Annotated in this window: 21 protein-coding genes; 16 read left to right on the top strand and 5 right to left on the bottom strand. The window is 47.1% G+C overall.

Going from position 1 to position 26,417, the window contains the following annotated elements:
* Positions 1-376: 376 nt before the first annotated feature.
* From MKX70_RS27305 to MKX70_RS27275, 7 genes are all read left to right on the top strand, one after another.
* Positions 377-580 carry a helix-turn-helix transcriptional regulator gene (locus MKX70_RS27305; protein WP_042135783.1) on the top strand — a complete coding sequence of 68 codons (204 nt, stop codon included), beginning with the start codon at positions 377-379 and terminating at the stop codon, positions 578-580.
* A complete protein-coding gene (locus MKX70_RS27300) occupies positions 577-999 on the top strand; it encodes a hypothetical protein (protein WP_052416239.1) in 423 nt (140 codons plus the stop codon). The genes MKX70_RS27305 and MKX70_RS27300 overlap by 4 nt, the downstream gene beginning before the upstream one ends.
* A gap of 54 nt (positions 1,000-1,053) precedes the next feature.
* Positions 1,054-1,704 carry a hypothetical protein gene (locus MKX70_RS27295; protein ID WP_042235077.1) on the top strand — a complete coding sequence of 217 codons (651 nt, stop codon included), beginning with the start codon at positions 1,054-1,056 and terminating at the stop codon, positions 1,702-1,704.
* 241 nt (positions 1,705-1,945) lie between these two features.
* Positions 1,946-3,292 (top strand): citrate transporter, encoded by a 1,347-nt coding sequence (locus MKX70_RS27290; protein ID WP_081956470.1) that lies wholly within the window; start codon positions 1,946-1,948, stop codon positions 3,290-3,292.
* 100 nt (positions 3,293-3,392) lie between these two features.
* Positions 3,393-5,525 (top strand): hydantoinase/oxoprolinase family protein, encoded by a 2,133-nt coding sequence (locus MKX70_RS27285; protein ID WP_340841269.1) that lies wholly within the window; start codon positions 3,393-3,395, stop codon positions 5,523-5,525.
* A gap of 72 nt (positions 5,526-5,597) precedes the next feature.
* Positions 5,598-6,290, top strand: coding sequence for a hypothetical protein (locus MKX70_RS27280; RefSeq protein ID WP_445323720.1), 693 nt, complete (start codon positions 5,598-5,600; stop codon positions 6,288-6,290).
* A complete protein-coding gene (locus MKX70_RS27275; protein ID WP_269322099.1) occupies positions 6,277-6,945 on the top strand; it encodes a GntR family transcriptional regulator in 669 nt (222 codons plus the stop codon). The genes MKX70_RS27280 and MKX70_RS27275 overlap by 14 nt, the downstream gene beginning before the upstream one ends.
* A gap of 91 nt (positions 6,946-7,036) precedes the next feature.
* Here the strand turns inward: MKX70_RS27275 and MKX70_RS27270 are convergent, their stop codons facing one another.
* From MKX70_RS27270 to MKX70_RS27250, 5 genes are all read right to left on the bottom strand, one after another.
* On the bottom strand, positions 7,037-8,185 hold the full coding sequence (locus tag MKX70_RS27270; protein ID WP_340841267.1) for a DUF2812 domain-containing protein: 1,149 nt from the start codon (positions 8,183-8,185) through the stop codon (positions 7,037-7,039).
* The gene (locus MKX70_RS27265; RefSeq protein ID WP_231575337.1) at positions 8,182-8,547 is read right to left on the bottom strand and encodes a PadR family transcriptional regulator; all 366 of its coding nucleotides are present in this window, start codon (positions 8,545-8,547) and stop codon (positions 8,182-8,184) included. The genes MKX70_RS27270 and MKX70_RS27265 overlap by 4 nt, the downstream gene beginning before the upstream one ends.
* Positions 8,548-8,639: 92 nt before the next feature.
* Positions 8,640-9,326 carry a DUF7002 family protein gene (locus MKX70_RS27260; protein ID WP_340841266.1) on the bottom strand — a complete coding sequence of 229 codons (687 nt, stop codon included), beginning with the start codon at positions 9,324-9,326 and terminating at the stop codon, positions 8,640-8,642.
* Between the two features lie 301 nt (positions 9,327-9,627).
* Positions 9,628-10,899, bottom strand: a complete 1,272-nt coding sequence (locus MKX70_RS27255; protein ID WP_042235088.1) for a sensor histidine kinase — start codon at positions 10,897-10,899, stop codon at positions 9,628-9,630.
* Entirely contained in the window at positions 10,896-11,639 is a 744-nt protein-coding gene (locus MKX70_RS27250) for a LytR/AlgR family response regulator transcription factor (protein ID WP_052416241.1), read from the bottom strand. Before MKX70_RS27250 ends, MKX70_RS27255 begins: the two co-directional genes overlap by 4 nt.
* 188 nt (positions 11,640-11,827) lie before the next feature.
* On the opposite strand from MKX70_RS27250, the gene MKX70_RS27245 reads away from it, so the two are divergent.
* The 9 genes from MKX70_RS27245 (at position 11,828) to MKX70_RS27205 (ending at position 26,409) form a co-directional block, all read left to right on the top strand.
* The gene (locus MKX70_RS27245; RefSeq protein ID WP_340841265.1) at positions 11,828-12,409 is read left to right on the top strand and encodes an accessory gene regulator B family protein; all 582 of its coding nucleotides are present in this window, start codon (positions 11,828-11,830) and stop codon (positions 12,407-12,409) included.
* A 204-nt stretch (positions 12,410-12,613) separates the two neighbouring features.
* Positions 12,614-13,780: an SDR family oxidoreductase gene (locus tag MKX70_RS27240; RefSeq protein WP_340841264.1), complete on the top strand. Its 1,167-nt coding sequence runs from the start codon at positions 12,614-12,616 to the stop codon at positions 13,778-13,780.
* A 57-nt stretch (positions 13,781-13,837) separates the two neighbouring features.
* Positions 13,838-13,987, top strand: coding sequence for a cyclic lactone autoinducer peptide (locus MKX70_RS27235; protein WP_081956472.1), 150 nt, complete (start codon positions 13,838-13,840; stop codon positions 13,985-13,987).
* Between the two features lie 34 nt (positions 13,988-14,021).
* A complete protein-coding gene (locus tag MKX70_RS27230) occupies positions 14,022-15,710 on the top strand; it encodes a DHA2 family efflux MFS transporter permease subunit (RefSeq protein WP_042235094.1) in 1,689 nt (562 codons plus the stop codon).
* A 19-nt stretch (positions 15,711-15,729) separates the two neighbouring features.
* Complete coding sequence (locus MKX70_RS27225) at positions 15,730-17,790, top strand: non-ribosomal peptide synthetase (protein WP_340841263.1); 2,061 nt, start codon at positions 15,730-15,732, stop codon at positions 17,788-17,790.
* Between the two features lie 25 nt (positions 17,791-17,815).
* A complete protein-coding gene (locus MKX70_RS27220) occupies positions 17,816-21,184 on the top strand; it encodes a non-ribosomal peptide synthetase (RefSeq protein WP_340841262.1) in 3,369 nt (1,122 codons plus the stop codon).
* Positions 21,185-21,202: 18 nt separating this feature from the next.
* Complete coding sequence (locus MKX70_RS27215) at positions 21,203-24,631, top strand: type I polyketide synthase (protein WP_340841260.1); 3,429 nt, start codon at positions 21,203-21,205, stop codon at positions 24,629-24,631.
* Between the two features lie 30 nt (positions 24,632-24,661).
* A complete protein-coding gene (locus MKX70_RS27210) occupies positions 24,662-25,882 on the top strand; it encodes an ACP S-malonyltransferase (RefSeq protein WP_340841259.1) in 1,221 nt (406 codons plus the stop codon).
* The gene (locus MKX70_RS27205) at positions 25,882-26,409 is read left to right on the top strand and encodes an HXXEE domain-containing protein (protein ID WP_042235100.1); all 528 of its coding nucleotides are present in this window, start codon (positions 25,882-25,884) and stop codon (positions 26,407-26,409) included. Before MKX70_RS27210 ends, MKX70_RS27205 begins: the two co-directional genes overlap by 1 nt.
* Positions 26,410-26,417: the final 8 nt, after the last annotated feature.

Below are 26,417 nucleotides of genomic sequence, written 5' to 3'. Positions count from 1 at the left end.
TGATACTTATGCCATTCCCGAAAGCTCCCCCCTCATCCGAGAGGCTCCCCCCCAATGCAATGACGCTGCCCTTCAAATTCAACATTTCCCATAGTTCTATCTCATGTTGGCCGGATAATCCAATTACCATTTGAATACCGGCTGTTTGCCGAATAGATCGCTCAGCGTGCTCGAAATATTCTGCGAATCATCTACTTCATCAATACCGACTCCATTTGCTACAGCAAATAAAACTCCGGCATAATTACCCGTTAGGGTGATTTTATGCTTTTCTTTTTGTGTGAGTAAACACAGAGTGATGGAAAGTACGCTTTACATAACAGAGAGTGAGTGATATTATTATGGAAAGTTAACTTTACATATGCGAGGTGAAGGTATGGATAACAGGCTGGAACAGCTTCGGAAGGAGCGGGGAATTAAACAAGAAGAGCTGGCCGAGGCGCTCGAGGTCTCCAGACAGACCATCGGTTCGCTTGAGAACGGGAGGTATAACCCGTCCATCATTCTAGCCTTCAAAATCGCCCGCTATTTCAAACTGGCCATTGAGGATATTTTTATCTATGAGGAGGAATCCGAATGAAGATGAACAAGAAGATCTGGCTGTTTTCTTTTCTGCTGCTGCTTGGGGGGATTCTGGCTGCTGCCGGGCTTCTGACGATGAATGAAAGTACTGAGAGACTAGCCGGGTTAGGTCTTGGTATAGGCTCGGGGCTGTTCAGTATGAGTGCCGCCCAGCTTATCATTCAGTGTTATTATGCCAAACACCCTAAGCTAAGGAAGCAGGCTGTCATTGAACTGCGCGACGAACGCCACACGGCCATCCGGATGAAAGCGAAGGCCAAAGCCTTCGATGTAATGATTGTGGTTATGATTGCGCTGTCGTTTCTGTTTATATTCGGCGGGACCGCTCTGTGGGTAGTGCTGTCGACCATCGGACTATATGTTCTCGGCTGTTTCCTGCAGCTGTTCTACATCCGTAAGTACAGTAAGCAGATGTAACCGGACTAGTGGAAGAGTAAGACGATGTTCTATATTTGACTGGAGGGATTTCTGATGGATGCGCCCGTTAAGAACAGGATGCATTGGGAGCTGACCTATATTTTCCTGCTTACTGGCCTCATCGTACTGCTGGCAGCTGCCGTTCGCGGATGTTCAGAGCAGGTGGCTGTTGCAGGATTTGCAGCAGCCTTAGCGCTTAATTGTTGGGTCTGGAAGCATGCTGTCAGCCGGAATGTTATCTATTTGCATAATGGCTTGAACATCATCTGTGCAGTTCTGCTGGCGTATCTGCTGTCAGCCTACGTATTCGTCTCGGAGAGTACGGTGATTGGCGCTGCCTTCGGAATGGTGATCATGGATGTGTTCAGCTTCACCAAAAGAGGACGTTTCACGCTCAACGCCCGGTTAATGGAGCATACGAATACAGCCGCCCGTCTATCGGTCTGCCTTCCGGTTCCCGGGAGGCGGGGGCTCATTCCGGTCATCGGTACAGGAGATCTGACTTTTTATTCCCTGCTGACTATAGTTTCCCTGCAATCCGTCAATAGAGCAGGACCGCTCTTTGCAGTCTTGCCTGTCCTGGCAGGTCAGCTGCTGAATATGGTAATTATTGCGGCCCTGAAGAATAGAGCGGGCTTCAAAGGGTTTCCTGCTACCTTAATGCCGGGCTTGCTGTTCATTGCTGTACTTCTTCCGAACATTTAAACTTAATAAGCAGCACCCAGCCCCTGCGGCCATGCCGTGGGGGCTTTCTCTGTTCTTGCTGAAAGGCTCCCATTGTTATCCCGCGACTGACTCGAAATACAGTGAAATCCACAGCGCAGAATTGTATTGACGCCTGAGCAACTAACATGTTAATATTTTCCCGAGACAAACTAACATGTCAGTTAGGCTATATAGCATGTTAGCATGTTATTCATATATTCCTATTTCAGGAGGTTATTTTGTGGATGTGGCTAATGTTGTAATCGGTTTCATTATGGTCTTATCATTTTTTGGATTGGTGTGGTACTGCGTTAAGGGGTATAACCTCATGGTGGGCTTCTTCGTCATGTCGGTCCTGTGGACATCAATTGCCCTGATCGGCAATTCCATTCATCCAACCTCCGTTATGGAGGGTAAGACATTTATTGACGTCCTGACGAACGTCTTCCAGACGGGTCCGGAGAACTACGGTAAAGCGATTCTGGTTAATATCTTCTTCGGCGCCTTCTTCGGCAGAGTCTTGATTGACACAGGGATTGCTGCAACGCTGATCCGTAAGGTGGTAGAGCTTGGCGGAGACAAACCAAGAATTACGATGTCGCTCTTATGTATTGTTACTGCGGTAATCTTCACCTCTATGACGGGTATCGGTCCGGTAATCTCCATCGCCGTAATCGTCTTGCCGATCATGCTGTCACTGGGAATACCTTCACCGATTGCCTTGTTCTCCTTCATGGGCTCAATTATGGCGGGTATCTTCGGGAACATTGTTAACTTCAAGCAGTATCAGGCTATTTTTGCTACAGCCAATGAAAGTTATGCCAGCTACGACTACAATACATACTTCAAATTCGGCATGATTGCGATGGCTGTCTCCCTGATTGTTGTTCTGGTGGTATCTAACCTGTCCATGAACAAGAAGGTTTCCCGTGCCTGGGCAGCCACTCCGGATGCCGGAGCTACGGTTGATGCCCCTGCAATCTCCTGGATTTCCATCATTCTGCCGGTAATCGGTGTAGTGGTGTTCAAACTCCCGATTATCTTCGGATTTATCGTTGCCGGTCTGTTCGCTTTACTGACTTGCGGCAAGTTAAAGGGTGGATTTGCAAGCGTTTGCAGAATGCTGTCGAAGCAATTCGCAGACGGGGCTATCGATGTGGCGCCGATGATCGGATTCTTGCTCACACTGTCCATGTTCAATAATGCTGCAACCTATGCTTCTCCTTACTTCAAAACCTTGCTTGATGGTGCAATGCCTCAGACGGCGTTATTGCTCTGTATCGTATTCGCCATCCTGACACCGCTTGGCTTCTTCCGCGGCCCGATGAACCTGGTCGGTTCCGGATCGGCCATTCTGGCAGTAGTTGTGGCTACCGCAGCTTGGCCTGTACAGTTTCTGTATCCTTTGTTCGCCATCACTACAGTAGCTCCGCAGCATTTGGACGTTACCCAATCCTGGGTAGCCTGGGGCTTCGGATATACGAAGGTTCCGGCCAAGGAATATATGAAGATGTCCATTCCTACAGGCTGGATTATCGGGATTATTCTGTGCGCGATTGTATTCTTCATGTACGGAAATTTGGTGTAGCACCGCTTATGTCCAAATGAACCGGCTGCTGCGTCCCTGTCAGCCAGGAGCCGGTTATTAGCCTTCAGTACAATTTAATGAAGAGAAACGGAGAAATCATATGGGTAAAATGGTTAGAATGGGGATCGACGTCGGTGGAACACATACAAAAGCAGTTGCCATCGACAATGAAACACATGAAATTATCGGGAAATCGTCCGTCAAGACTACGCATGATCATGAGAGAGGTGTAGCCGCCGGTGTTGTGAAATGTTTTCAGAATTGTCTGAAAGAAAATAACATCAAGCCGGAAGATGTAGTCTTCGTTGCACACAGCACGACGCAGGCAACCAATGCGCTGATTGAAGGTGATATCGCACAGGTTGGCATCATTGGCATGGCTAAGGGCGGCCTTGAAGGCTGGCTGGCCAAACGTCAGACCAAACTGCAGAACATCGATCTGGGCAACAGCAAAGAGATCAAAATCTACAATAGCTTCATTAACATTAAGAAAATGTCCGAAGCCTCCTTGCTGCAGGTCATCGATGATCTTAAGCGTCAGGGAGCACAGGTGATTGTGCCTTCCATGGCTTTTGGCGTAGATAATGGCAGACCTGAAGAGCTCGTCTATATAGAAGCTGAGAAAAAAGGCATTCCGACCACCATGGCATCCGATATCACCAAATTGTACGGGCTCACCCGCAGAACGAGAACAGCAGCAATCAATGCAAGCATTCTGCCCAAGATGCTGGACACCGCCAATTCAACTGAACAGTCCGTAAGGGAAGCCGGCGTCCATGTACCTCTGATGATCATGAGAGGCGACGGCGGGGTTATGGAAATCAGCGAAATGAAGAAACGTCCTGTGCTTACGATGCTATCGGGTCCGGCTGCCTCAGTCATGGGGTCTTTGATGTATCTGAGAGCCTCTAACGGTGTGTATTTCGAGGTGGGCGGAACCACAACCAATATTGGGGTTATCAAAAATGGCCGTCCGGCCATTGACTATTCAATCGTCGGCGGTCACCCTACCTATGTCAATTCACTGGATGTGCGCGTACTCGGTGTTGCTGGCGGCTCCATGATCCGGGCGAACAAAAGCGGAGTAGTGGATGTCGGGCCCAGATCGGCACATATCGGCGGCCTGGATTATTCGGTCTTTACCGATCCGGACAAGATTAAGGGCGCCAAGGTGGAATTTTTCTCGCCCAAACCGGGTGATCCGGCAGATTATGTAGCCATCCGTCTGGAGAACGGGGAGCGTGTGACGATCACGAATTCCTGTGCTGCGAACGTGCTGGGCCTTGTGAAGCCGGAGCATTTCTCCTACGGGAATGTGGAAGCCGCCAGACAGGGGATGCAGGCCTTAGCCGATTATTGCGGAACCACGGCCGAAGATATTGCGAAGCAGATTATGGAAAAAGCGTATGCGAAGATCGAACCGATCATTCTGTCGCTGGCCGAGAAATACAAACTGGAGAAAGACCAGATCTCCCTGGTGGGAGTTGGCGGGGGAGCCGCTTCGCTGATCGTCTATTTCTCAGAGAAAATGGGCCTGAAATACAGTATTCCTGAGAATGCTGAGGTGATCTCGTCCATTGGTGTTGCCCTGTCGATGGTTCGGGACGTTGTTGAGCGGATCATTCCGTCACCTTCCAAAGAAGTGATTGCCGCACTCAAAATGGAAGCGATGAACAAGGCGATTCAAAGCGGTGCCACACCGGAAAGCATTGAGATCCACATTGATATCGATCCGCAGACCTCCAAGGTCACCGCGATTGCTACGGGTTCCACGGAGGTGAAGACGACCGAGCTGCTGAAGGAATGTGATGAAGCGGAGCTCCGCGAGCTGGCCGCGAAGGATATGCGTATTTCCATCGACCGGACACAACTGCTTGAGAAAACGAGGTATGTCAGCATTTTCGGCGAAAAGGTTGACAAGGCCGGTGAAGCGGGTGCAGTGCGCATCTTAGACACCAAAGGGTTCATTAAGGTGCAACGAGGCCGGGCGATGGCCCTCAAGACAACTGCCGGAGATTACCTGAATGCCGTCAAAAAGCTCTGGGAGGCTATGGCTGTCTACCAGACTGAACTGATTGCCCGGCCGGACTTCTATCTGTGTATCGGTGCCCGGGTGATGGACTTTACCGCCTCCGATTTCGAACAGCTGGAGCTGCTTATGGATATCGAAATTTCCACGTTTGAGCCGGATACGGAGGTTATCGTTGTCGCTGCCAATGTCAAGCAGAGCTAACGCTAATCTATTGAGGCCATTCATAGCGATATTAATGAAGGAATGAAGAATGGGGGCAGCATGCAGGTGCAGATGAAGCTGGGTGTAATGATGCGTGATTTGCTGCAGGTAGAGGATGAGGCTTGGGGGCTGTACGCTTTTTCCAGGGACATTCTGAACCGGCGCATTCTGCCTGAAACCAAGACAGAGATGATTGAGAGAGCTGCAGCCTGCGGCAAAGCATACGCACAGCGCATCATCCTTGAATATGGAACCCGTGATGTTAGCGTGATCGCGGACAAATTGAAGCTAAAGCTAGAATTTCAAAGTGCGCTTATGACAGGGAAACGTGTGCTTTTTGCCTGCTATACCCCACCGTACACCATCGAAATTATGGAAGAGCCCGTGCGCAGGGCGGTGGAGCTGGTCCGGGAGGAGGAGCCGGGGCTAGTTGAACTTTTTCAGCAAGCTGGTATAATGAATACTATCCTTGGCCACGAAATTTTTCATTTTGTAGAAGACCAGTTTGCACAGGAAATATACACCCGGACTGAGAAAATTCTGTTATGGAACCTGCTTGGGTTCAAGAATTATTCTACAATACGCACCTTGAGTGAAGTGGGAGCCATGGCCTTTACACAGGAACTGAATAGACTCAGCTACGCGCCGTTTATTCTGGATGTTCTGTTGTATTACAGCTATGATGCTGCCAGTGCGGAGAAAATATATCGTGATGTACTAGGAGTGAGTTCAGGAAGGTGTAGGGAACCCGTTGAAGATTATTAATAACAGTAATTCACTAAATGATGTAACTTACAATAAAATAAGAGAAGACATCATGAATATGACGTTGGAGCCGGGAATGGATGTCAGTGTGCAGAAGCTCTCTGAACGCTATGGCGTAAGCCGGACACCGGTACGGGAAGCAGTAGTCCGCCTTCAACAGTCTGGACTGGTGGAAATATATCCTCAGCGCAAAACAGTAGTCTCCAAAATTGATCTGCAGCGGGTCCGCGAGGAATGGTTCATCCGCACATCGCTTGAATCTGCCGTGATTGATGAATTCATCCGCAAATGCAGTGAGCTTGTAGCAGATACGATGCAGGAACTGATTAACAAACAGAAGAAATATATGGATAAGAAATATTTCCGGGAATTTTATTTCAAAGACAATCGTTTTCACCAGCTGATCTTTCAGACGGCGGGCGAAGAGCTATCCTGGTTTACAATTGAAGAGGTTGCCTCGCATTATAACAGGATCCGTCTGCTGTACGGCAAGATGGAGGGCGTGCAGCCATCCGATATTGATAAACATGTGAAGATGGTAGCGGCCACCCGCAAGCGTGATGTGGAGGGAATGCGCAAGATTGTGATGGAACATTCTAATACATTGCTGGACCGGGTACAGGTGATGTCCAAGCAATATCCGCAATTTTTCTGAAATATGGTAAGCATATGCTTAAGGCGTATCCTTGAAGCTGCTCCGTTTGGAGTATGACTTCCGGTATACGCCTTTTGTTGCGGTGCAATACCTACAGCTTCTTAAGCCGCCGGTAATACAGCCAGGTTCTTCCTGCGAACGAGCCGAAGAGAAGGATACAGAGGAACATAAGTGAAGTATTCCATGCCCGGGAAGCGGTGACTCCGTCTTGCAGTATGCCGTCAATAAATGCCGTCACATTCAGGCTGTAGAGCAGAATCATCGGAAGAAACAATGCTGTATAGCTGATGGCAATTTTACGGGCATGCTTCAAGCGGTGATACGGGTCACTGTAGATTTCCGGTTGTTCAGCACGATCGAGCTCCTCCCGGCTCCAGAGGGTCCATTTCTGCAGAGAAGAGGATGAGCTATAAACCTTATCCCAGCCTGCCTGCCGGTGCAGCTCGAAATATTCTTCATCGCCAATGACCTGATAGTCGGCGTGATACTTCATTATACGTGGACTGCCTTGGCTGAAATGGAACAGGGTGCCTCCCGGGCCGACTTTATACAGATTCCAGCCCAGCCGTTCCTTATCCTCCAGCCATTCCTCCAGCCGGTCAGGAGCGTACATCCAGCCTAACTTCAACCTCTTCATTGTAACGCCCGCCGGCCTCTGCGGTTCATGAGGCTTCTTGAAGTCCTCATGATTCAAAAGTAACCCCTTGCTGGCTGCCCGGAGCTTAATAATCGAATAGATTGCAAGTACGAGCAGGAGCACAGCCAAGGCTGCTGCGGCCCAGGTAACCGCCCACATAGGGCTTTGCTGTACCTGAAGTGGAGTATCCTGGGTCAAAGAGAAGCCTAGAGTAATCAGCGGAATCATTGCAATGAGCAGCAAATAAAGAAGTATTCCCATAAAAATATATGAGATTTTGCGGTTTCGCCTCAAGACATCCTTGCGGGAAGGGTAGGCCTTAATCTGTGACGGCTGCTGATCATTCTCGTAGACAGTCCACTTGCCTTGCTGCAGGCGCTTGCTCCAGCCTTCAGCAGCAAGATAGGAAGACATGGAAGGCTGGGAGGATGGAGCATAACCGATCTGATAAGTAAGCTGAACCGGCTCAGACTGCCGGAACGTAAACTGCCGCAGCAGCAGATTCCACTCCGCCAGCATCCATCCCCGGCTAGCCATATCGGCCAGCCAGGCTTCTGATTTGGGCAGGTCGTAGCTCCAGAAGGGCCTAAATACCCTTTTCATACAAATTCCTCCTCACTGGTAATGGCATTACGGTGAAGTTCCTTTAATCTGCTGATTTCTGCGCGCATTACTGCTTTCCCCAGGTCTGATACCTCGTACACCGTTTTTCTCTCTTCATCGGCGAATACAACGATCAGTCCATCTTTGTTCATCTTCGTCAAAGTTCCATATACCGTACCGGAACCCAGTCTAAGCCGGCCCTCAGACAGCTCATCCACATGCTTGATGATTCCATATCCGTGGCGTGGGATGGTTAAGGACAACAGAATATAGAAGGCCGTCTCTGTCATCGGCACGTACTTTTTCAGCACTTTATCCATTGTGGACAACACGATCACCTGCTTCGCCAGTTCATTGTGCATAACTCATGGCCTTTAATATAATATGTCTTGCCGTGACTATGTCATAACGTGACTATATCACGATGCGACATAAGTTACAAGGCTAGCGGCAATTAATGTGCCGTCAGAGCCAGCGGTTGACATACAGGCTGCCAGATCTCAGGAACCAGCTGCGGCTCCGAACAATAGACCGTCTGCAAATACCGGCTGAGCGGTGATATTTGTCCTTCGACCAGCACTTCCTTGATTTCCGAAGGTTTGGTGGGTATCGCCGGCCCGGCTGTTGACATGAACTCAGCAATGGGCAGCAGCATCCCGCAGCTTTTGCGGTAGGACATCCGGTGCGGGAATCTGGGCGAGCTGCCAGAATCATATTTGGACAGCTTGATCCGATCAAACTGTCCGGCGAGCAGCTCGCAGGCGTCGAATTTCAGGATGGCAAAAACTTCGCCGGGCTCTCTGCGGGAGTACATCGCCGCCATGGCCAGGCAATCCCGCCAGGTCGGCCACAAGAAGACATGGCGGTCAAGGCAGAGACGGAATTCCTCAGGGGTTGTGTCCGGGTCCATTGCTTCAGGTGTGATGCGCAGATGGGAATTCAGGATAACCGGCTGCCCGGCGTATTGTACCTGGAGGGCTGTAGTCCGGCGTACTCCGGCTGCATGCGCTGGACATAATACGGATGAGGCGTACAATGCGTCAAGTGTAGCCATTGCGGGCAAATTCTTGGCGCGGGTGAAGTGGTATAACGAAGTGCGGAGCGGGCTTTTGGTAATGGCAGCAATCAGTGAATGTTTCATAGTGTTATTTTATCCTTTGCGGGAAATGAATATTTTTTTATTTTAGAAAGGAAATGCTGAAAGGGAAAGGATGAGAAAGATGAAAGTTGAAGCACTCGAACAGAGCAGAGTGGAGGCGTTAGCTTCAGGGCAACGAGACGCCCGCCACACCAGCGATGGTGAAGCAGATGATCAGTGGAGCCGACTATATCGAAGGCGGTTTACAGATACTGTACCATAACGGAAAAGCTGTGGAAATTGTAAAAAAGACCGCATGGAACCCACGCAGCCACGGTCTTGAAATATATAAGGGTTTATGAAATTAGGCTTCCCGATTTATTGGAAGGACAACAATAGTTTTGAATGTTTCTCTTGCCGTTACAGTAAGATGACCTCCATATCTTTCAGTGATCTGCCGGATATTGAGCAGGCCTACTCCATGTAGCTCATTATTCTTCTTTATTCTCCTTTTGTTGTTCGGCGTGTATGAATTTTCGGAATAAATGGTTAGCATTTGATACTGTGTGAAGATTCGAATTAATATAAACCGTTCTGCTGGTGTAGGAAGAAGTTGAGCCGCTTCGACTGCATTATCCAAGATATTACCGATTACTATGCACAGGTCAAAAGGATCTATCTTGTCCAGATTCTCTATACTTATATGATGCGTTATTCGTATATTTCTCTCATTAGAAATATTTATTGCATTATTTAGCAAAGAATCAATGACCAGGTTACCTGAAGCTATCGCGAAATAAGAATTCCTCATCGCTTGCATAGTTTGGCTAATATGGCCAAGTGCCTTTTCCCTTTCCCCTGCTTGAATGCAGGCACGGATATATATAAAGTGCTTATTCGTATCATGGATAATTTGTTTAGTCATTTGAAAGGAGTTTGAGACTTTCTGATAGCTGGCATTTTGATAATCAGTCTGTTTATGTAATCTTTGCAGCTCATCTTTCATCTGGAAGTTTTCAATTAATTCATCAAATAAATAGATAATAGTAACATTGATTAATAGGACAGCAATTGCTGAATAAATATACATGTTATTTTCTTGTGCATAGAAGAAAAGCGTATTTAAAATAAAAAGACTAACGATATTGATGATGATCAGTACAAGATAGTACCAGGTGTTCAGCTTGTAGTCCCTTTGTCTTTTAAATAATTTGATAAATACAATGAACAAGAAAAAAATAAGTGAGGATAGCAATAAAATGAGTAACCGTGTTTGTTCTTTGCTTAAGTCTACAGCATCGGATGTCAGATGAAATTGCAAAATGAGTCCATATGACAATGTTTCCGCTATGAAACCCAGAATGACGTATACAATTGAAAAAATCAATTTCGATTCTACCCGGGCAGGGTAGCACTTAGAGATGATAAATGCACTACACATTGATAATAAACCTGTTATGACCACAGGAAAAAAAGAGATTGAAGATGAATAAATGATAATTCCGCTCAGCAGATAATGGAAAGTAATTTGCAGTTTATTTTGTTGAGAAGAACCGAGCAAAGCAAAAAAATAGCGATTTAGTAGAACAAGCTGTATGAGAGTCGTTCCTAGAAAAAATAGCAGGGTTATTTTCATGGAATATATTTTCCTGCCATATATTGTGTATAGGAATCTTTGATTTGCTTACTGTGAGCTCTGCTTATAGGTAATTCCTGATCGTTGCTCAGCACAACGGAATGAACAGTAAACTTTCGGATATAATCCATATTTACAATAATTGATCTATAAATGCGCAGGAAGGGCGCGCCTAATTTCACGGAATAGGATGATATAGTTCCTGTAACAGAAAAATTTCCATCTGTAGTGATAATATTCAACTTATTCTGTGCCAAAGAATGCTTTACTTTCAAAATAGATATAACTTCTGACAATGGTATAATATTCTCTCCTTGCTCCTCTTTCAAAATGATTGAATATTTTACGGCAGAATTTAGATGGTCATAGAGCCGTCTCATTTTTGATTCAAAAGTACTATACACCAGTGGTTTTAGTAAATACTGGAATGTAAATACTTCAAAGCTTTCCATGACATATTCCGGGTAGCTGCTTAAAAATAGGATGGCGACTTCTTTATTAGGGAAGGAACGGATTTGTTTTGCCGTTTCCAGGCCGTTTATACCTGACATTTCAATGTCAAGAAAGAGAAAATGTAAATGAGGAGGCTTTTTGCTTTGATAATGTTCCAGCAGTTCTTCTCCTGAAGAAAAATAAGTTAAACTGAATTTACAATTAAAATCCCTCTCAAAATGTGTGAAAAACTGACTTAATTCTTCGTAAACTTCGCTTTCATCGTCACATATTCCACCGTACAGCATTAGTTCTTCTCTCCCATTCATTCCATATATTTAAAGTATAGCAAATTTGGCCTATAGATCAACACAAGGCTAGTTCTAAAAATTAATACATAAAAATGCATTTCGCATAGAATTTAATGCGGTTCGCATATAAAGTGTTCCTTTGAAGGAATAATTATCCTATATTATTTACAAGGGGATGGAAAAAAATGATAGAGATGTTATTAAATATTGCGGGTGAGAGGATGGTCCATCATAAAGTAATCATGCAGAAGGAGCTGGCGATAATCCGTTACGGATTACAGGCCATGATCGAATCCATGCTTATTTTCAGTACGATGATAATTTTATCTGTTATTCTGGGGAGTTTTGTAGAAGCTCTAGCCTGGGTAGGGACGGTCTTCTTAATAAGAAGTATGAGGGGCGGAAGACATGCGGGAACATTTTTACAATGCTATTTCATATCTGTAGGTACCTTTTTATTATGTATGTTAGCCATACATTTCTTTCAACATCAACTTATTCTATACAGGATCATTTGGGGAGCCGCGTTACTGCTGATACTCTGGTCTCTAATATCTTCAATTCCAAGGTCAAAACAGAAGAAAATACAACTAATAGGTACTTTAATTAATAGTCTTCTGATTTTCGCATATGGCTTATTAATTTTCCTGCAAAATACTAATCCAATCTTGTTGGCAAGCCTGCTGGGCTTAACGGTTTCGCAATTATCCGGTTTTGTGGAGATCAAAGCCTGCTGCAAACAGCAAGTGGCAAATGAGCCAGGCTAATGCGTAAGATTCCGGGACGATTAATGAAAATAAAGTACATATTGTTTATGTTTGTGAAATTAATAACGTTGTATAGATAACTATACAAAAATATATTATGGGAGGTTGTAACATGGATGTGTCTCGTCCGGTTTATAGTTCTGAAGAACAGCAAAGCGAGGTTCCCGGAATTCATAGTTTGCTAGAGGACAAGGAGGGGAATATATGAATACTTCAGGAGATTCTATGATACCCTCTAAGCTTCAAGGCAATGTTCTCATTACCGGCGTCACAGGTTTTATTGGGAGACACGTGTTATACGAGTTTCTGAAAGTGGCTATGGAAACTTCATGGAGAAATAAAATATATATTCTATTACGGGGAAAAAGGGGTCTCTCGGCAGCCGCAAGAGTTGAGCATTTATTGACTCATGAGTATCTTCCCGAGTATCTCAAAAAGTATGGCTACCAGGAATTAGCGGAAAATATCACCGCCATTGATGGCAATTTAGAAGATTCTGATCTTGGGCAGCAGTTGTATTCGCTAATCCCCAGAGACGAGCAGTTGTTCGTTATACATAATGCAGGATCTGTTAATCTTTTTAATACTGCTGCGGCTGAACAAGAGGTCCATCATACTAATTGGCTGGGAACAATAAATCTAATTCATGCCATAGAACAGTTTAACAGTAAATTGGTGTATATGAGCACTGCATTTTCGTGTGGCATTGTGGATGGAGTAATCGGAGATAACTTCACTTTTTATCAAGATAATAGTTACAGAAATCATTATGAGAAATGCAAAAATCTGACCGAAAAATTCATTCAGAGCTATTGCACCGAAAAAAATATCAAGTATCAGATTTTGAGGCCAAGCGTGGTCTGCGGAAGACTTATTGATGCACCGCTGTATTACATCTCCAAGTTTGATGTGTTTTACGGCTGGACAAAGTTCTTTTGGAATTTACAAAATCAGGGTAGTACAGAAAGTGTAAGAATTCACATTTCCCCCGACTCAAAGGTCAACATAGTGCCTGTGGATTTTGTAGCCAAATCAGTTCTGGCATTTTTTCAGCAGGATATCCCTTACGTTAATATTGTTTATCCAGAATCTATTAATAACCGCTATTTGCATAGCTCATTGCTGCGCTCTTTACACTTTAATCACTATGAGTTCATTGACGAGGCCCCGACTAACCTGAACAAGAGTGAGAAGCTATATTACAGGTCTATTAACAAGGTGTACACTCCTTACTTAAATCAGTGCAGTAATGAATATGACAGCCAACTAATAGGCAGTATTATGGGCAGTAAGTTTATGCCGAAAATTGATTTGCATTCATTGGCTGATTTTTCAATTTGTAATCATTTTGATGAAGAACTAGTCAACTAAAATAATGTGAGAACCCGCGTTACCAAAATCAAGCAATCTTAGGGAGAGAACCTGATCATGAATTTAGCCCAAATGAAAAGAATTCCTTGGAAAGTAATCAGTGTATTGGCTGTTGCTTTTGTCGTGCTGAGAGTGAATACGTTATGCTGGTGGATTGCACATGAGCCAGAAATGCCGGAGGAGATTAAAGAAAAATATTACAATTAGTCAATTATAAAAATCTGGGAGTGGAGATCGGATAATGATAAACGGGACAAAAAACAAATTAGCATTTGTGGCAGTTATTTTTGGTTTTTTCATGGCATTACTGGATACGACGATCATTAACATCACCCTTCCCGAGATGATGAGTTACTACAATACTACGCTGAAAAACATAACTTGGGTAATCAACGGGTATAATTTGGCATTTGCTGTTTTTATCATTACAGCTTCAAGATTGGCCGACCAGTTTGGCCGTAAGAGGATATTTGGGATCGGTATCTTTTTCTTTACACTGATGTCATTTCTATGTGCTATCTCATCATCCTCTGAGATGCTTATCTTGTTTCGCGTGCTTCAAGGCTTATTCGGCGGAATTATTCTGCCGGTATCCATACCGCTCGCACTGGACTTGGCTCCGGAAGACAAGCAGGGGAAGGTGCTGGGCATTTGGTCCGTAGTATCGGGGCTGGCAGCAGCCAGCGGACCGACGCTTGGAGGATTCTTATCCGATCAGTTCAACTGGCAGTCGATATTCTTGATCAACGTACCGATCGGCATTGTCGCTCTCTTCTTAGTGATCTTTTGCATCAAAGAATCCTATGATCCTACTGCGGGCAAACAACTCGACTTTCTGGGGATGTCTGCATTGTCCGTCTCGCTGTTCTCTATCACCTATGCGCTTATTCAGGCCAACGACGAAGGTTGGACATCTCCGCTTATCTTGAGCTTGTTTTTAGCCTTTTTGATCTTTATGGCTTTATTTGTCTGGGTTGAGCTTACAACAAAGAAGCCAATGATCCCCCTGTCACTCCTCAGGAATGTCACCTTTAACGCCGCCTCCTTAACGCTGCTTATATTAGGCGCGGGCATCATGACAATATCGCTGCTTATTTCTTTTTTCATGACTCGGTTGATGGGGCTCAGCGAGCTTGAGGCTGGTGTGACTCTATCTGTTATGCCGTTGGCCTCGGCCCTCTTCTCGGTAATTACCAGTCTGCTGCTCAAAAGGGTAGGGGAACGCTGGCTTATCATTGCCGGCATGGCTTGCATCGCACTGTCGATGTTCCTTATGAATGACCTGACTGCAGGGTCTGACCGGCTTGATGTAATATACAGACTGGCTATCGCAGGTGCGGGTATGGGGTTTGCGCTGGCGCCTACAATGAATTCGGCCATCGGCAATGTCCCTAAAGATAAGGTTGGTATTACGTCGGGAATTATGAATATGACGCGCTCTATCGGGGCAGTGCTTGGTGTAGCTATCATTGTCACTATTTTGAATACGACGACTGGTAGTGAAATTGCGGCTGCAAAGTCCGATATTATCGACATTATCCATTCGGATAAAGTCTTCAGCGCCGCCGCTCAAGAGGAATTGATTAGTGCTGTGAATGAGATCGAGGTATCCAGCAGTAGCGAAGTTCCCCAGATGGAGAGCGTTATCGGCTTGATGCAGGAGAGAGGGGCCAAATTGCTGGCCGGTGTGGCTCCGGACAAATTGGAGATGACCAAAGCCGTTCTTCAGGCCCAGCAAGACGAAGTGAAGAAACTGTGGCCTGAGCGAATTCAGCCTGAGCTATATTCCGGATTGGTCTCTTCGTTCAGTGATACATTCAAATACGGCAGTGCCTGTCTGCTGCTGGGCATCTTATTTTCCTTCTTCATAGGAACGGGGCAAAGGCAGGAACAGGGGACCGAAATAGCAATGGACAATACAGAAATGTGATAAAAGGTGGGAGAAGCCAATGAACAGTATCTTTGAGATGATAAGGCAGTCAGCGTCAAGATGGCCGGATAAAGAGATATTGATAGAACTTCCTATGGACGAAACAGGGGAACGTGGAATTACTTATTCCGGATTGATTACGCGAGCCGAAGGCGTTGCTGCGCTTCTTCGCAAGCAGAGATGCCAGCCGAAGAGCAGAGTACTTCTCCTATTCAACTCGAACATTGAATTTACAGTTGCATTTCTTGGCTGCATTTTCGGAGGAGTTATAGCGGTTCCCATGTATTTGACCAAAGGCGCGTCGTTTGTGGAGGAACTCAAGGCTTTCTCCGCGGATTGTCTGACAAACCTGCTGTTGACCACATCCGAGATGCAGCCCATGCTTCAGGCGCGCTTGCCGGGTTATAGCATATATACGACTGACGGTCTGTCAGAAGAGGCTGAGTACATACCAGCCGATCTATCCCCTCTCTCCGAGGCATTCATTCTGTATACATCCGGTTCTACTGGCAGGCCTAAGGGAGTCGTTCATACACATCAAAGCTTCAGCAGTCATGTGATGTCCGTTCAGGACCGTCTCCGGCTGCAGGATACAGACAGTTCAGTGTGTGTCAGCCCGTTGCAGCATATTATGGGGATGCTGAATGTATTCATTTCATTAACTTTTGGTCTTCAGGTTGTTTTTCTGCCCATGCTCCGAGTCTTACAATCGCCTCTTGAATGGGTAACGGAGCTATCCCGGCGCAGAGCGACCATATTTCTTGGTCCTGATTTTGTATACAAATTGGCGGCTGGCGCTTATACGCAGGAACAGGCGGAAGGATTAGATTTGAGCCATCTACGAATTTCTCTCAGCGGCTCGGAGCGGGTTCTTCCCTCCACAGTGGATAGCTTCACCCGCATTTTCAGCAGGCATGGCTTTGCGGCTACTAGCCTGATCATAGGATACGGAATGACCGAGGCGGGCATTATCTCAATCAGCGCATTGAATGAACAGCCGATTAGGCTTGAATCACTTCCAGGTATATATAATTGTGGTCAGGTCGTTGCAGGGTATCATGCCGTAATTGTGGACAGCAGCAGCGGGCGGGAGTGTGGATCGGGCGAGACCGGCGAGGTATGGGTGAAGGGACCCGGACTGGCGGATAGATACTGGAACAATTCTGATCAAACAAAGCTGGATTTCGGTATGTATTTGCCCGAAGGAGAGGGGCCATTCTTCAGGACAGGGGACTTGGCCTGCAAGATCGACGGCAATCTCTTTCTGACCGGAAGACTGAAGGAAATAATAATCATCAAAGGGCAGAATTTCTACCCGGATGATATTGAGGCGGGGGTTCGCCGCCAGGCAACGGCAATAGGGCAGTGTGCGGCTTTTTCGGTTGATGCTAGTGAGGGTGAACGCCTGATTGTAATAGTGGAAACCGCACTACAGGACAAGGGGGAGTTATCCCGGCTGTCCGAACGGACAGTCGCGGATATTCAAGTACGCAACGGAATTCGGATTGCGGAGCTGCTCTATGTATCTCCTCAATCGCTTCCGCTTACCCGCACCGGCAAGCTCCAAAGAAGTCAATGCAGAGTGCTCTATGTTGAAAAAAAACTAAACCCTGTATACATCTATGAGCATCTGACCGACATGACGGGGGAGAGTAAATCCCGCTCCCCATTTACAACCGGTTTGACGAATGAGCTAACAGTGAATGAGCTCCGGAATACTGTACTTGCTGATTTGACTGCAGCTTTCAAGAGGTTACTTCCCGGTGAGACTGAATCGATCGACATCGGAATGCCGATCCATCTGCTCGGTACCGATTCCATTACAGCCATTGAGTTACATCACCTGGTCGAGGAGAAATATGGGGTACAGCTTCCGATCACCTATTATCTGGAGGGCAATACTATAGAGACTATTGCCGGCAGAATAATCGAAGAGAGCAGGGCATCTGCCGTTATGGAGGCAAGCCCGACGATAGAAGAACTGGATCAGGACACGATGGACATGGAGACGGTTTACAACCGTCTGGACAGTTATTCAGAGGAAGAGCTTAACCGGATTCTTGATGCCTTGCAGCGGTAATCTATGGCACATTAAGGAGGAAGAAATGGAACAGACCCTCGAAAGAACACAGAAACTCCAGCTTGCTGAAGCTATATTGAGAGATAAACTGGGTCTAACCGGAGACTCTATTCCTGTCTCCAAAGGGCAGGAAGGATTGTTTTTACAATATCGCCTCTCTCCAGACTCTTGTGCGTACCACTTAAACTTTTGTTCACTGATTGATAATCAGATCCGGATCGACCTTTTGCGGGAATCTTTCCGCATTTTGCGGGACAAGCACCCTATCTTACGCACCGGATATCGAGAGAATACCGGAGGCCCCTACAAAGTTGTCCAGCAGGTGATGAACGGGGAAGAATTCTGGATGGTGCATGAGGTATTTGATCTGGAGGAAGAAACGATTGACCAGCTGGTTCACGAGCGATCCAAACATCCCTTTGATTTGGAGAACGGCAAAGTAATGAGAGTTGATTTTTTTGAAAAGGCGGAGGGACAGGGCAGGTTACTGGTATCCATACACCACATAGCGATGGATTATTGGAGCCAGGGTGTTTTGTTGAACGAGCTCGGGTTGATCTATACAAGTCTGGTTGAGCATGGAAAGGCAGCTCCAGGCACTTCCGGGGTGTTGTACAGTGAGTTTGCCAAATGGCAAGGGAGACTGCTGGCATCCAAGGAAGGCCGCCATTCCTTGGATTACTGGAAAGATACATTGAACGGTTTACTGCCCTGCATGGATCTTCCAACGGACTATCCAAGAGGAGATCATACAGATTACAGAGGCCAATCCTGCTCCTTCGAGCTGAGTCCAAAGATGGTAGATGGAATCAGAAGACTAGCGGGGGCCCATGAAGCTACAGTTTATGTAATTATGCTTGCTTTCTATTACATGCTTCTCCAGAAATATTCGGGGCAAAAGGATATCATCATCGGATCGCCGACAACCGGCAGAAGCAGTGCCAGGTTCAAAGACACGATAGGGTATTTAGTCAATATGCTTCCGCTCCGGATTGACGCTGACAGCAGCCTCTCTTTTCCGGAATTGGTTGCTTATGTGAAGCAAGTTTCTATGGAGGGTCTGACCCATGGAGATATTCCCTTCTTTAATATTGTCCGGGAGCTGCAGGGTCAACGTAACGGCAACCGGACGCCTGTCTTCCAGGTTTCCTTGACGTACGAGAAGCCGACATCCTCGAACCGGTCGGGGCGCTTTCTTTATGCGGAAGAGAGACCGAGTATTCAATTAGGGAGTCTAGTCCTGCATCCCGTTCCTGTGCCAGTACAAGCTTCCCAGTATGAGCTTTCCCTGTACCTGGAGGAAGTCGAAGGCTCGCTGTCAGGGCAGTTTCACTACCAGTCTGCATTGTTCAAGGAAGAGACCGTTCAGCGCATGGCTCTTCATTATGTTCAGCTCATCTCGGAGGTGCTGGATAAACCGGAACTGGAGATAGGTGCCTATCCCATAATTACTAAGGAAGAACGGGAGAAAATCCTGAACGTCTGGAACTATCCTGCCGCGAAGTCTACGGAAGAAGAAACATTGCATAGCCGGATTCACAAGATGGCGGAGCAATTTCCGGCAAGAACAGCGGTAGTGTGCGGGCAGGAGGAGATTACCTACAGTGAGTTAAATCTGAAATCTTCCATTCTGGCTGCTTGTTTACAGGCGAAGGGTGTCGGACCCGAAGTGAAGGTGCCCTTGATGGTGCAGCCCTCGCTCGATATGATCGTGGCCATTCTGGCTGTTCTTAAAGCAGGAGGGACTTACGTCCCCATTCATCATCAAGCCCCTCCGGAACGGATTGCCGAGATCATACAGGATATTCAACCTGTTGTTATGATCACCGAGCGGGGGTTAGCTACCCATATTCTAGCTGGCGAGACGGACATATTGTATGCAGATGGAGATTGGAATGTGCCGGAACCGGCGGAGATGCCAGAGTCTAACCATGATGTAACTGCTGATAACACTGCTTATATTATTTATACGTCCGGCTCGACCGGAAAGCCGAAGGGCGTTATGGTCAGCCACCGGAATGCCGTCCGCTTGTTTACTTCAACCCAACAGTGGTACAACTTTGACGAACGGGATACTTGGACACTCTTCCATTCATTCAGCTTTGACTTCTCGGTTTGGGAAATTTTCGGGGCTTTATTGTACGGAGGCAAGCTTGTTGTTGTTCCTTACTACGTCACCAGAGAGCCCCATGCTTTTTACAGACTGTTGAGCTCGGAAGGCGTTACGGTGCTGAATCAGACCCCGTCTGCATTCAAGCAGCTGATGAATGTGGACCAGAGCCTGCATCAAGAATTTCCATTGGCATTGAGGTATGTCATTTTTGGAGGAGAAGCGCTTGATCTCCAGAGTCTGAGACCTTGGTTTGAGCGTCATGGGGACAAAGAACCAGCATTGGTCAACATGTACGGAATTACCGAAACCACAGTCCATGTTACGTACAGACCCGTCGTTATGGCTGATACCGAATTCGCCACCGGAAGTTATATAGGAGAACCAATTCCCGATTTGCAGATTTATCTGCTTGATGATTATCGGAATTTGGTTCCGCCTGGTGTTCACGGGGAAATCTATGTCGGAGGCGCAGGGGTATCCAAGGGATACTTCAATCGCCCTGAACTGACCGCGGAGAGATTTATTAATGATTTCATAGGCGGGATATCTGGCAATCGCCTGTATCGTTCAGGTGATATGGGAAGATATCTGCCGAACGGAGATATCGAATATTTGGGAAGACGGGACTCACAGGTCAAAATTAGAGGCTTCCGGATTGAACTCGGGGAAATCCGGTCCAGAATCCTCGCTTTTAACGGAATCAAGGATGCTGTAATTCTGGTAGACGGCAGCCGCGATGAAGACAAAAAAATTGTGGCTTATGTGATTTGGCAGGGTCAAGAGCTATTGGATTCCGGGACGCTTCGGATGTTTCTGAAGGGCAAATTGCCAGATTATATGATTCCATCCGCTTTTCTAGCTGTTGAAGAGATTCCACTGAACGCAAATGGCAAAATAGACCGCACGGCCCTTCCACCCGTTGTCTACGGGATCTTGGAGTCAAACAGTACTGCTGTCCCTGAGACCGAGCTGCAACGGAAGCTTGCCTGCTTGTGGGAAGAAGTTCTGTCATTGGATCAGGTGGGAATAGACCAGGCGTTTTTTGATATGGGCGGGAATTCTATTCTTGTAGTGGAATTGCATAATCGCATTAAAGATCAATTATGTGCAGATATCAGCATAGCAGATCTCTTCCAATATTCTACCGTAGCGGAGCAGGCTGGGCATATCGAGAGCATGCAGTCAAGACACCAGGATGACCAGACGTTGCACTCGACTGCTGGCATAATTGACAAACAGCAGTTAAGAAAACATGCGATGAATCGGAGAGTCAAACCGTAGAGGGGAGTGTTACTAACTTTGGATAAGGATACGAGCTACGATATTGCGATTATAGGAATGTCCTGCCGGGTACCCGATGCGGGGAATTTGGATGAATTCTGGGACAACCTGAAGCAAGGCAGAGAAAGCATACAGTTCTTCTCCACCGAGGAAATGGCCCGGGAGGGGGAAGTATCATTTACTAAAAGCAACTATGTAAATGCTGGCGGAATTCTGGAGGAGATTGAGGAATTCGACAACACCTTTTTTGACATGTCCTCATCGGAGGCCGACATTTCAGACCCTCAGCACCTTATATTCCTGGAAGCTGTCTGGAATGCCCTTGAGGACTCCGGGAATATCCCGGGGAGGTATCCGGGGATCATCGGGATGTTCGGGAGCTCCAGCACTAATACATACTTGTACCGCAACCTGCTGCCGAATCGCGATCTTATGGATACGCTGGGTATTCACCCGTTGCTGATTGGGAACGAAAAGGACTTTCTTTCCACTCGGGTATCATACAAGCTGGGCTTAACGGGCCCCAGCATGACTGTTCAGACTGCATGCTCAAGTTCTTTGGTTGCTGTGCATATGGCAATTCAAAGCTTGCTGAATGGAGAATGTACTATGGCGGCGGCTGGCGGCGTTACGGTCAGATCGTCACAACGGGTAGGGTATGAGTTCAGCGAAGGCGGAATTTTGTCACCCGATGGGATATGCCGGGCATTTGATGAAAATGCGAACGGCACGGTAACTGGAAACGGAGTCGGGGTTGTGATTCTGAAGCGCTATGAGGATGCAGTCCGAGAAGGGGATTCTATCTATGCCGTTATCAAATCCAGCGCGGTGAGAAACGATGGATTACATAAAGTCGGGTTTACAGCTCCGGGAGTTGAGGGCCAAATCCAGACGATCCGGGATGCGATTAATTTATCCGGTGTCCGTCCAGAGGATATCAGCTATGTGGAAGCTCATGGAACTGGCACACGGCTTGGAGACCCGGTGGAACTGTCTGCTCTTTGTCAGGTGTATGCAGAATATACTGATCGAAAAGCCTTTTGCGCTTTGGGGTCCGTCAAATCTTCAATAGGACACCTGGACGTGGCTGCAGGCGTTGTCGGCTTAATTAAAGTGGCTATGATGCTGCGTAACAGGAAAATGGTGCCGACCGTTAATTTTTTATCCCCTAATCTGGAATTAAACCTGGAGAAAAGCCCGTTCTATATTAACACGGAGTGTGAGGAATGGGAGAGCGAGGGAAACCGGTTTGCGGGCGTCAGTTCCTTCGGACTCGGGGGGACTAACTGCCATATCATTCTGGAGGAGTATGTGCCGGAGCGTATGAAGGGAAAGGAGCGGCCGCTGTATCTGGTGCCGTTGTCGGCCAAAACAGAAACCTCATTGATCAGCTACACGGACAAACTGCTAAACCAGCTGAAAAAAAACGGCTATCCATTGGCTGATGTTGCGTATACACTTGCCACTGGACGAAAGCTCTTTAAATACCGCCGGGCAATTGTCTGCGGAAATTTGGAGGAGCTGAAGACTAAGCTCGGCTCTACTACGGAGATAAAGAAGTCCCCATCCCGGACACATCCTTTGACGTTGCTTGTTTCCGATATGGAAGCTGGGATGTTGGACAAGCTGTATTCTCAACTATCTGCTTGCGGAGGTTCCTTTGCCAGCAGCCAGTTGGCCAGCTCGGAAATTCTGAGCAGGCATGGGCTGACTTGCAGCGACTTGCTGGATTGCGCCGCTGGAAGGATCTGCACGGAGCGGCCAGCCTGGCTAACCAAACAGGCTGCCGGGAGAACGGCCTCTTATATCTGCAACCTGTCGCTTCTCTCTGGAATTATTACCGAGTTTGGATTGATGCCGAATACTTACGCTTACACAGGCGATGGACACTATGCGATCAAGGTACTACTTGGCCAGATCGGAGTGGAGGATGTGCTGGACATCCTGCTGGAGGACCCGGCATCATCCGGACGCGGCACAGACGCTGATATTAAATCCACAGCTGAGTTATATGACGGCAACCGTAGAGCTGGACATCTCTTCCATATCGGATGTATGGAGTTAAATAAGGAAGCCGCAGATCAGGTGCATCAGATCGCCGGAATCCAGGAGGATGTGTCGGAGTATTCGCTGTTCCAAAGCATCATGGAGACGGTTGGAGCGTTATGGTGCAGCGGTATAGCTATAGATTGGGAGAAGTATTATGAAGGACTTGAGGCTAAAAGAGTGTCCCTAGCCACATACAGCTTCGAACGGACGCGTCACTGGATCGAAGCCGAGCCACAAACCGAGCCTGGTATCACAGTATCTAATGAGGCAGACGGCAGATCGCCGGAGGAGGTCACCTCCAGACTTGTGGAAATTTGGCGCCGGCATCTCCCTGTGGAACAAATAAATATGGATACTGATTTTTTTATGGCCGGTGGGGATTCATTCCGGGCTATTCAGATTCAATCTCAAATAAGTCAGGAATTCGGAGTTCAGCTGTCATTGTCCAGGTTCATAGCAGAGCCTACTCTTGGAACTCAGGTCCAACAATTGCTGTCCAAGCTTGGGGGAGAGGAAGTTCACCATGCGAGAACCGATGAGCCGGATGAGCGTGTGGTGAGGCTTAGAAGTGGTGATGATGCCCAGCCTCCGGTCTTTCTGATCCATCCTGCGGGAGGAACGGTGATGGTGTACAAGGCGCTGGTTCAGGAATTAAACTGCAACCGTAATATATTCGCGATCCAGGTGGGGATGCCCGCAGAGCGGGCGGGTGAGAAGAAGGAATGCATTGAGGAGACAGCGGCCGAATATATTAAGTTAATTAAGCGCCTATACCCTCAGGGGCCGTATCTTCTAGGGGGGCACTCTTACGGAGGGAATGTTGCCTTTGAAATGTCGCTTCAATTGCAGCGGACCGGGGATTTGGTAGAGGAGCTGCTGTTGTTCGACAGCCATCCGCCTAAAGCTTATTTTAATAACAAGGTCATGACCGATGAGAAATTCCTCGAGGCATTCCCTATTATTGCTTCCTTGTACTTTCCAAACGATAACATTCGAGAGGATGCGGGGGCTCCGTCTGTTCGCGTAATCACGCAGCCCCGGGAGGATATTGCGGGTATTGTCGGCTATTTGAAGAAATATTCAACTCAGTTGAGCCTGCTGCCCGATGAGGAGATCATGCATTTCTTCCAGGTATGGGTCAGTAACCACAACGCATTGAGAACTCATAATCCGCTGGAAATGTATAACGGGCGGCTGCATTTCTTCCAGGCACAGCAGCCTCAGCCCAGAGAAATACTTGAGATATTGAACATTAATTTACAACACGGAATGGATCTGGCCGAATGGGGAAGACTGTCTGCAGATTTCTGCGTATACCCCATTCCCGGCACGCATTATTCAATGCTGAACGAGCCTAATGTCCGAATCATGGCAAGAAGTTTAGAGGGGATTGTGTAAGAGTATATTGTTTGCAAAGGTGGCTTAGCGATGAACAAGCTTGCACTTCTGTTTCCAGGGCAAGGTTCACAGTACATTGGGATGGGAAAAGAATGGATCGGCACTTGCCGGGAAGCTGCTACAGTCTATGAAGAAGCCAGTGACTGGTCTGGAGTAGACGTGAAAAAATTATGCACGGAAGAAACGGCTGCACTGGACGGCAGCCGCAACACCCAGCTTGCAGTACTGGCGAACAGTGTTGCCATGTTCAAAGTCTACGAGGAGAGGGTAGGGATTCAACCGGCCATTTCTGCCGGACACAGTCTGGGAGAGTATTCCGCTTTGACCTGCGCGGGTGCACTCGAATTCTCTGATGCAGTCAGGCTGATTGCCAGACGAGGGCAATTTATGGAGGAAGCCTGCGCAGAGGTGGAGGGAGGAATGGCTGCCGTCACAGGCGTTAGTCCTCTTATGGTTGAAGAGTTATGCGCCTTGGTTTCCGAGCCCGGTCAATTCGTTCAACCGTCTAACTACAATACCGATCAGCAAACTGTAATCTCGGGGCATAAGAAGAAGCTGGAGGAGGCTTTAGACGTTCTGGACAGACGTGGAATCCACTATAAGCGGCTCCCGGTAAGCTTGCCCGCTCACAGCCGGATATTGCTGCCAGCCAGAGACCGACTGGCGGAAGAGATGCGCTCTCTTACTATCCGCATGCCCAAGTGGGAGGTTGTTTCCAACCTCAAGGCTAGTCCTTATTGCTCGGTGGAAGAAATCAGACATTCCTTACCTGATCAGATTGTATCCCCAGTATTATGGTCCAGCACCATGCGGTTTCTGCAAAGCAGCGGAATTACGGTTGCCGTTGAAATTGGGCCAAAGACGGTTCTGCGTAATTTGCTTCGTCAATCGGCACCCGGTATCAGAAGCTTAGCTTTCGATGAAGCGGAGGATCGCACGCTGCTGCTCCAATATATGAGCAGTGAATTGTACCGGCAGAACGATGCTCATTTTATTTCACTTTGTATGGGGATCGCTGTATCTGTGAGGAACAGAAATTACAATCAGGAGGAATATGAAGAAGGTGTGATAATACCATATAGAGAAATGAGTAAGATGAAAAGGACGTATGAAGCACGCGGTTATTCACCGGACGTTGCGGACAGAGATAAGGTCTTGGAATATCTGGTCCAGATTCTTGAGACGAAGAAGTATCCCCACGAGCAAATCCGGCGGAGGATTGGGACCTTGACCGCAGAAAGGAGAATGTAATGAACCAGCTGATTAGTGACACCGCTATTTTATGGCTGCTCCCGATCATATTTATGATTCATGATTTTGAAGAGATCATTCCTACTCCCGGATGGGTTCAGAGAAACAAGGAGCAGATATACAATAAGATTCCCGGCTTCGCCAAATCCAGAGTGGAAAAAATGTCCTCCCTTACGGGGTCTCAATTCTCAGCGGCGGTGGGAGTGCTGTTTGTCCTATTTTCGGCCGCAGCATTCCTAGCTTATGAGTATCATTTTTATCTTCTTTACATGGTGCTGAGCCTTGGATTGTTCCTGCACTCCTTCTTTCACATAGGGGTATCGCTGTTTTTGAGGAGATGGACGCCGGGCGTTGCAACAAGCGTGCTTCTACTTCTTCCATACGGTGTTCTAAGTATTGATTACTTCATTCGCAATGATCTGTTTGTGTTCCCGGATATTTTGTATTTCAGCCTGATTGTAATCCTCTTATTTATGCCATTTCTTCAATTTCTTCATTTCATTGGAAGAAAGCTGGCGAGATCATAACATCAATA

Origin of the sequence: Paenibacillus sp. FSL R7-0312 (assembly GCF_038004445.1) — a bacterium.
GTDB lineage: Bacteria > Bacillota > Bacilli > Paenibacillales > Paenibacillaceae > Paenibacillus_AQ.
Note: the sequence above shows the minus strand (reverse complement) of the source record. Positions and strands in the feature narration are given on the sequence as shown.

Bases quoted from the DNA above. Each gene is read 5' to 3' on its own strand.
- MKX70_RS27265 (WP_231575337.1), bottom strand. From the start codon at position 8,547: ATGCACAATGAACTGGCGAAGCAGGTGATCGTGTTGTCCACAATGGAT.
- MKX70_RS27210 (WP_340841259.1), top strand. From the start codon at position 24,662: ATGAACAAGCTTGCACTTCTGTTTCCAGGGCAAGGTTCACAGTACATT.
- MKX70_RS27295 (WP_042235077.1), top strand. From the start codon at position 1,054: ATGGATGCGCCCGTTAAGAACAGGATGCATTGGGAGCTGACCTATATT.
- MKX70_RS27305 (WP_042135783.1), top strand. From the start codon at position 377: ATGGATAACAGGCTGGAACAGCTTCGGAAGGAGCGGGGAATTAAACAA.
- MKX70_RS27250 (WP_052416241.1), bottom strand. From the start codon at position 11,639: ATGCTGTACGGTGGAATATGTGACGATGAAAGCGAAGTTTACGAAGAA.
- MKX70_RS27240 (WP_340841264.1), top strand. From the start codon at position 12,614: ATGAATACTTCAGGAGATTCTATGATACCCTCTAAGCTTCAAGGCAAT.
- MKX70_RS27230 (WP_042235094.1), top strand. From the start codon at position 14,022: ATGATAAACGGGACAAAAAACAAATTAGCATTTGTGGCAGTTATTTTT.
- MKX70_RS27245 (WP_340841265.1), top strand. From the start codon at position 11,828: ATGATAGAGATGTTATTAAATATTGCGGGTGAGAGGATGGTCCATCAT.
- MKX70_RS27255 (WP_042235088.1), bottom strand. From the start codon at position 10,899: ATGAAAATAACCCTGCTATTTTTTCTAGGAACGACTCTCATACAGCTT.
- MKX70_RS27235 (WP_081956472.1), top strand. From the start codon at position 13,838: ATGAATTTAGCCCAAATGAAAAGAATTCCTTGGAAAGTAATCAGTGTA.
- MKX70_RS27225 (WP_340841263.1), top strand. From the start codon at position 15,730: ATGAACAGTATCTTTGAGATGATAAGGCAGTCAGCGTCAAGATGGCCG.
- MKX70_RS27280 (WP_445323720.1), top strand. From the start codon at position 5,598: ATGAAGCTGGGTGTAATGATGCGTGATTTGCTGCAGGTAGAGGATGAG.
- MKX70_RS27285 (WP_340841269.1), top strand. From the start codon at position 3,393: ATGGGTAAAATGGTTAGAATGGGGATCGACGTCGGTGGAACACATACA.
- MKX70_RS27205 (WP_042235100.1), top strand. From the start codon at position 25,882: ATGAACCAGCTGATTAGTGACACCGCTATTTTATGGCTGCTCCCGATC.
- MKX70_RS27270 (WP_340841267.1), bottom strand. From the start codon at position 8,185: ATGAAAAGGGTATTTAGGCCCTTCTGGAGCTACGACCTGCCCAAATCA.
- MKX70_RS27220 (WP_340841262.1), top strand. From the start codon at position 17,816: ATGGAACAGACCCTCGAAAGAACACAGAAACTCCAGCTTGCTGAAGCT.
- MKX70_RS27300 (WP_052416239.1), top strand. From the start codon at position 577: ATGAAGATGAACAAGAAGATCTGGCTGTTTTCTTTTCTGCTGCTGCTT.
- MKX70_RS27260 (WP_340841266.1), bottom strand. From the start codon at position 9,326: ATGAAACATTCACTGATTGCTGCCATTACCAAAAGCCCGCTCCGCACT.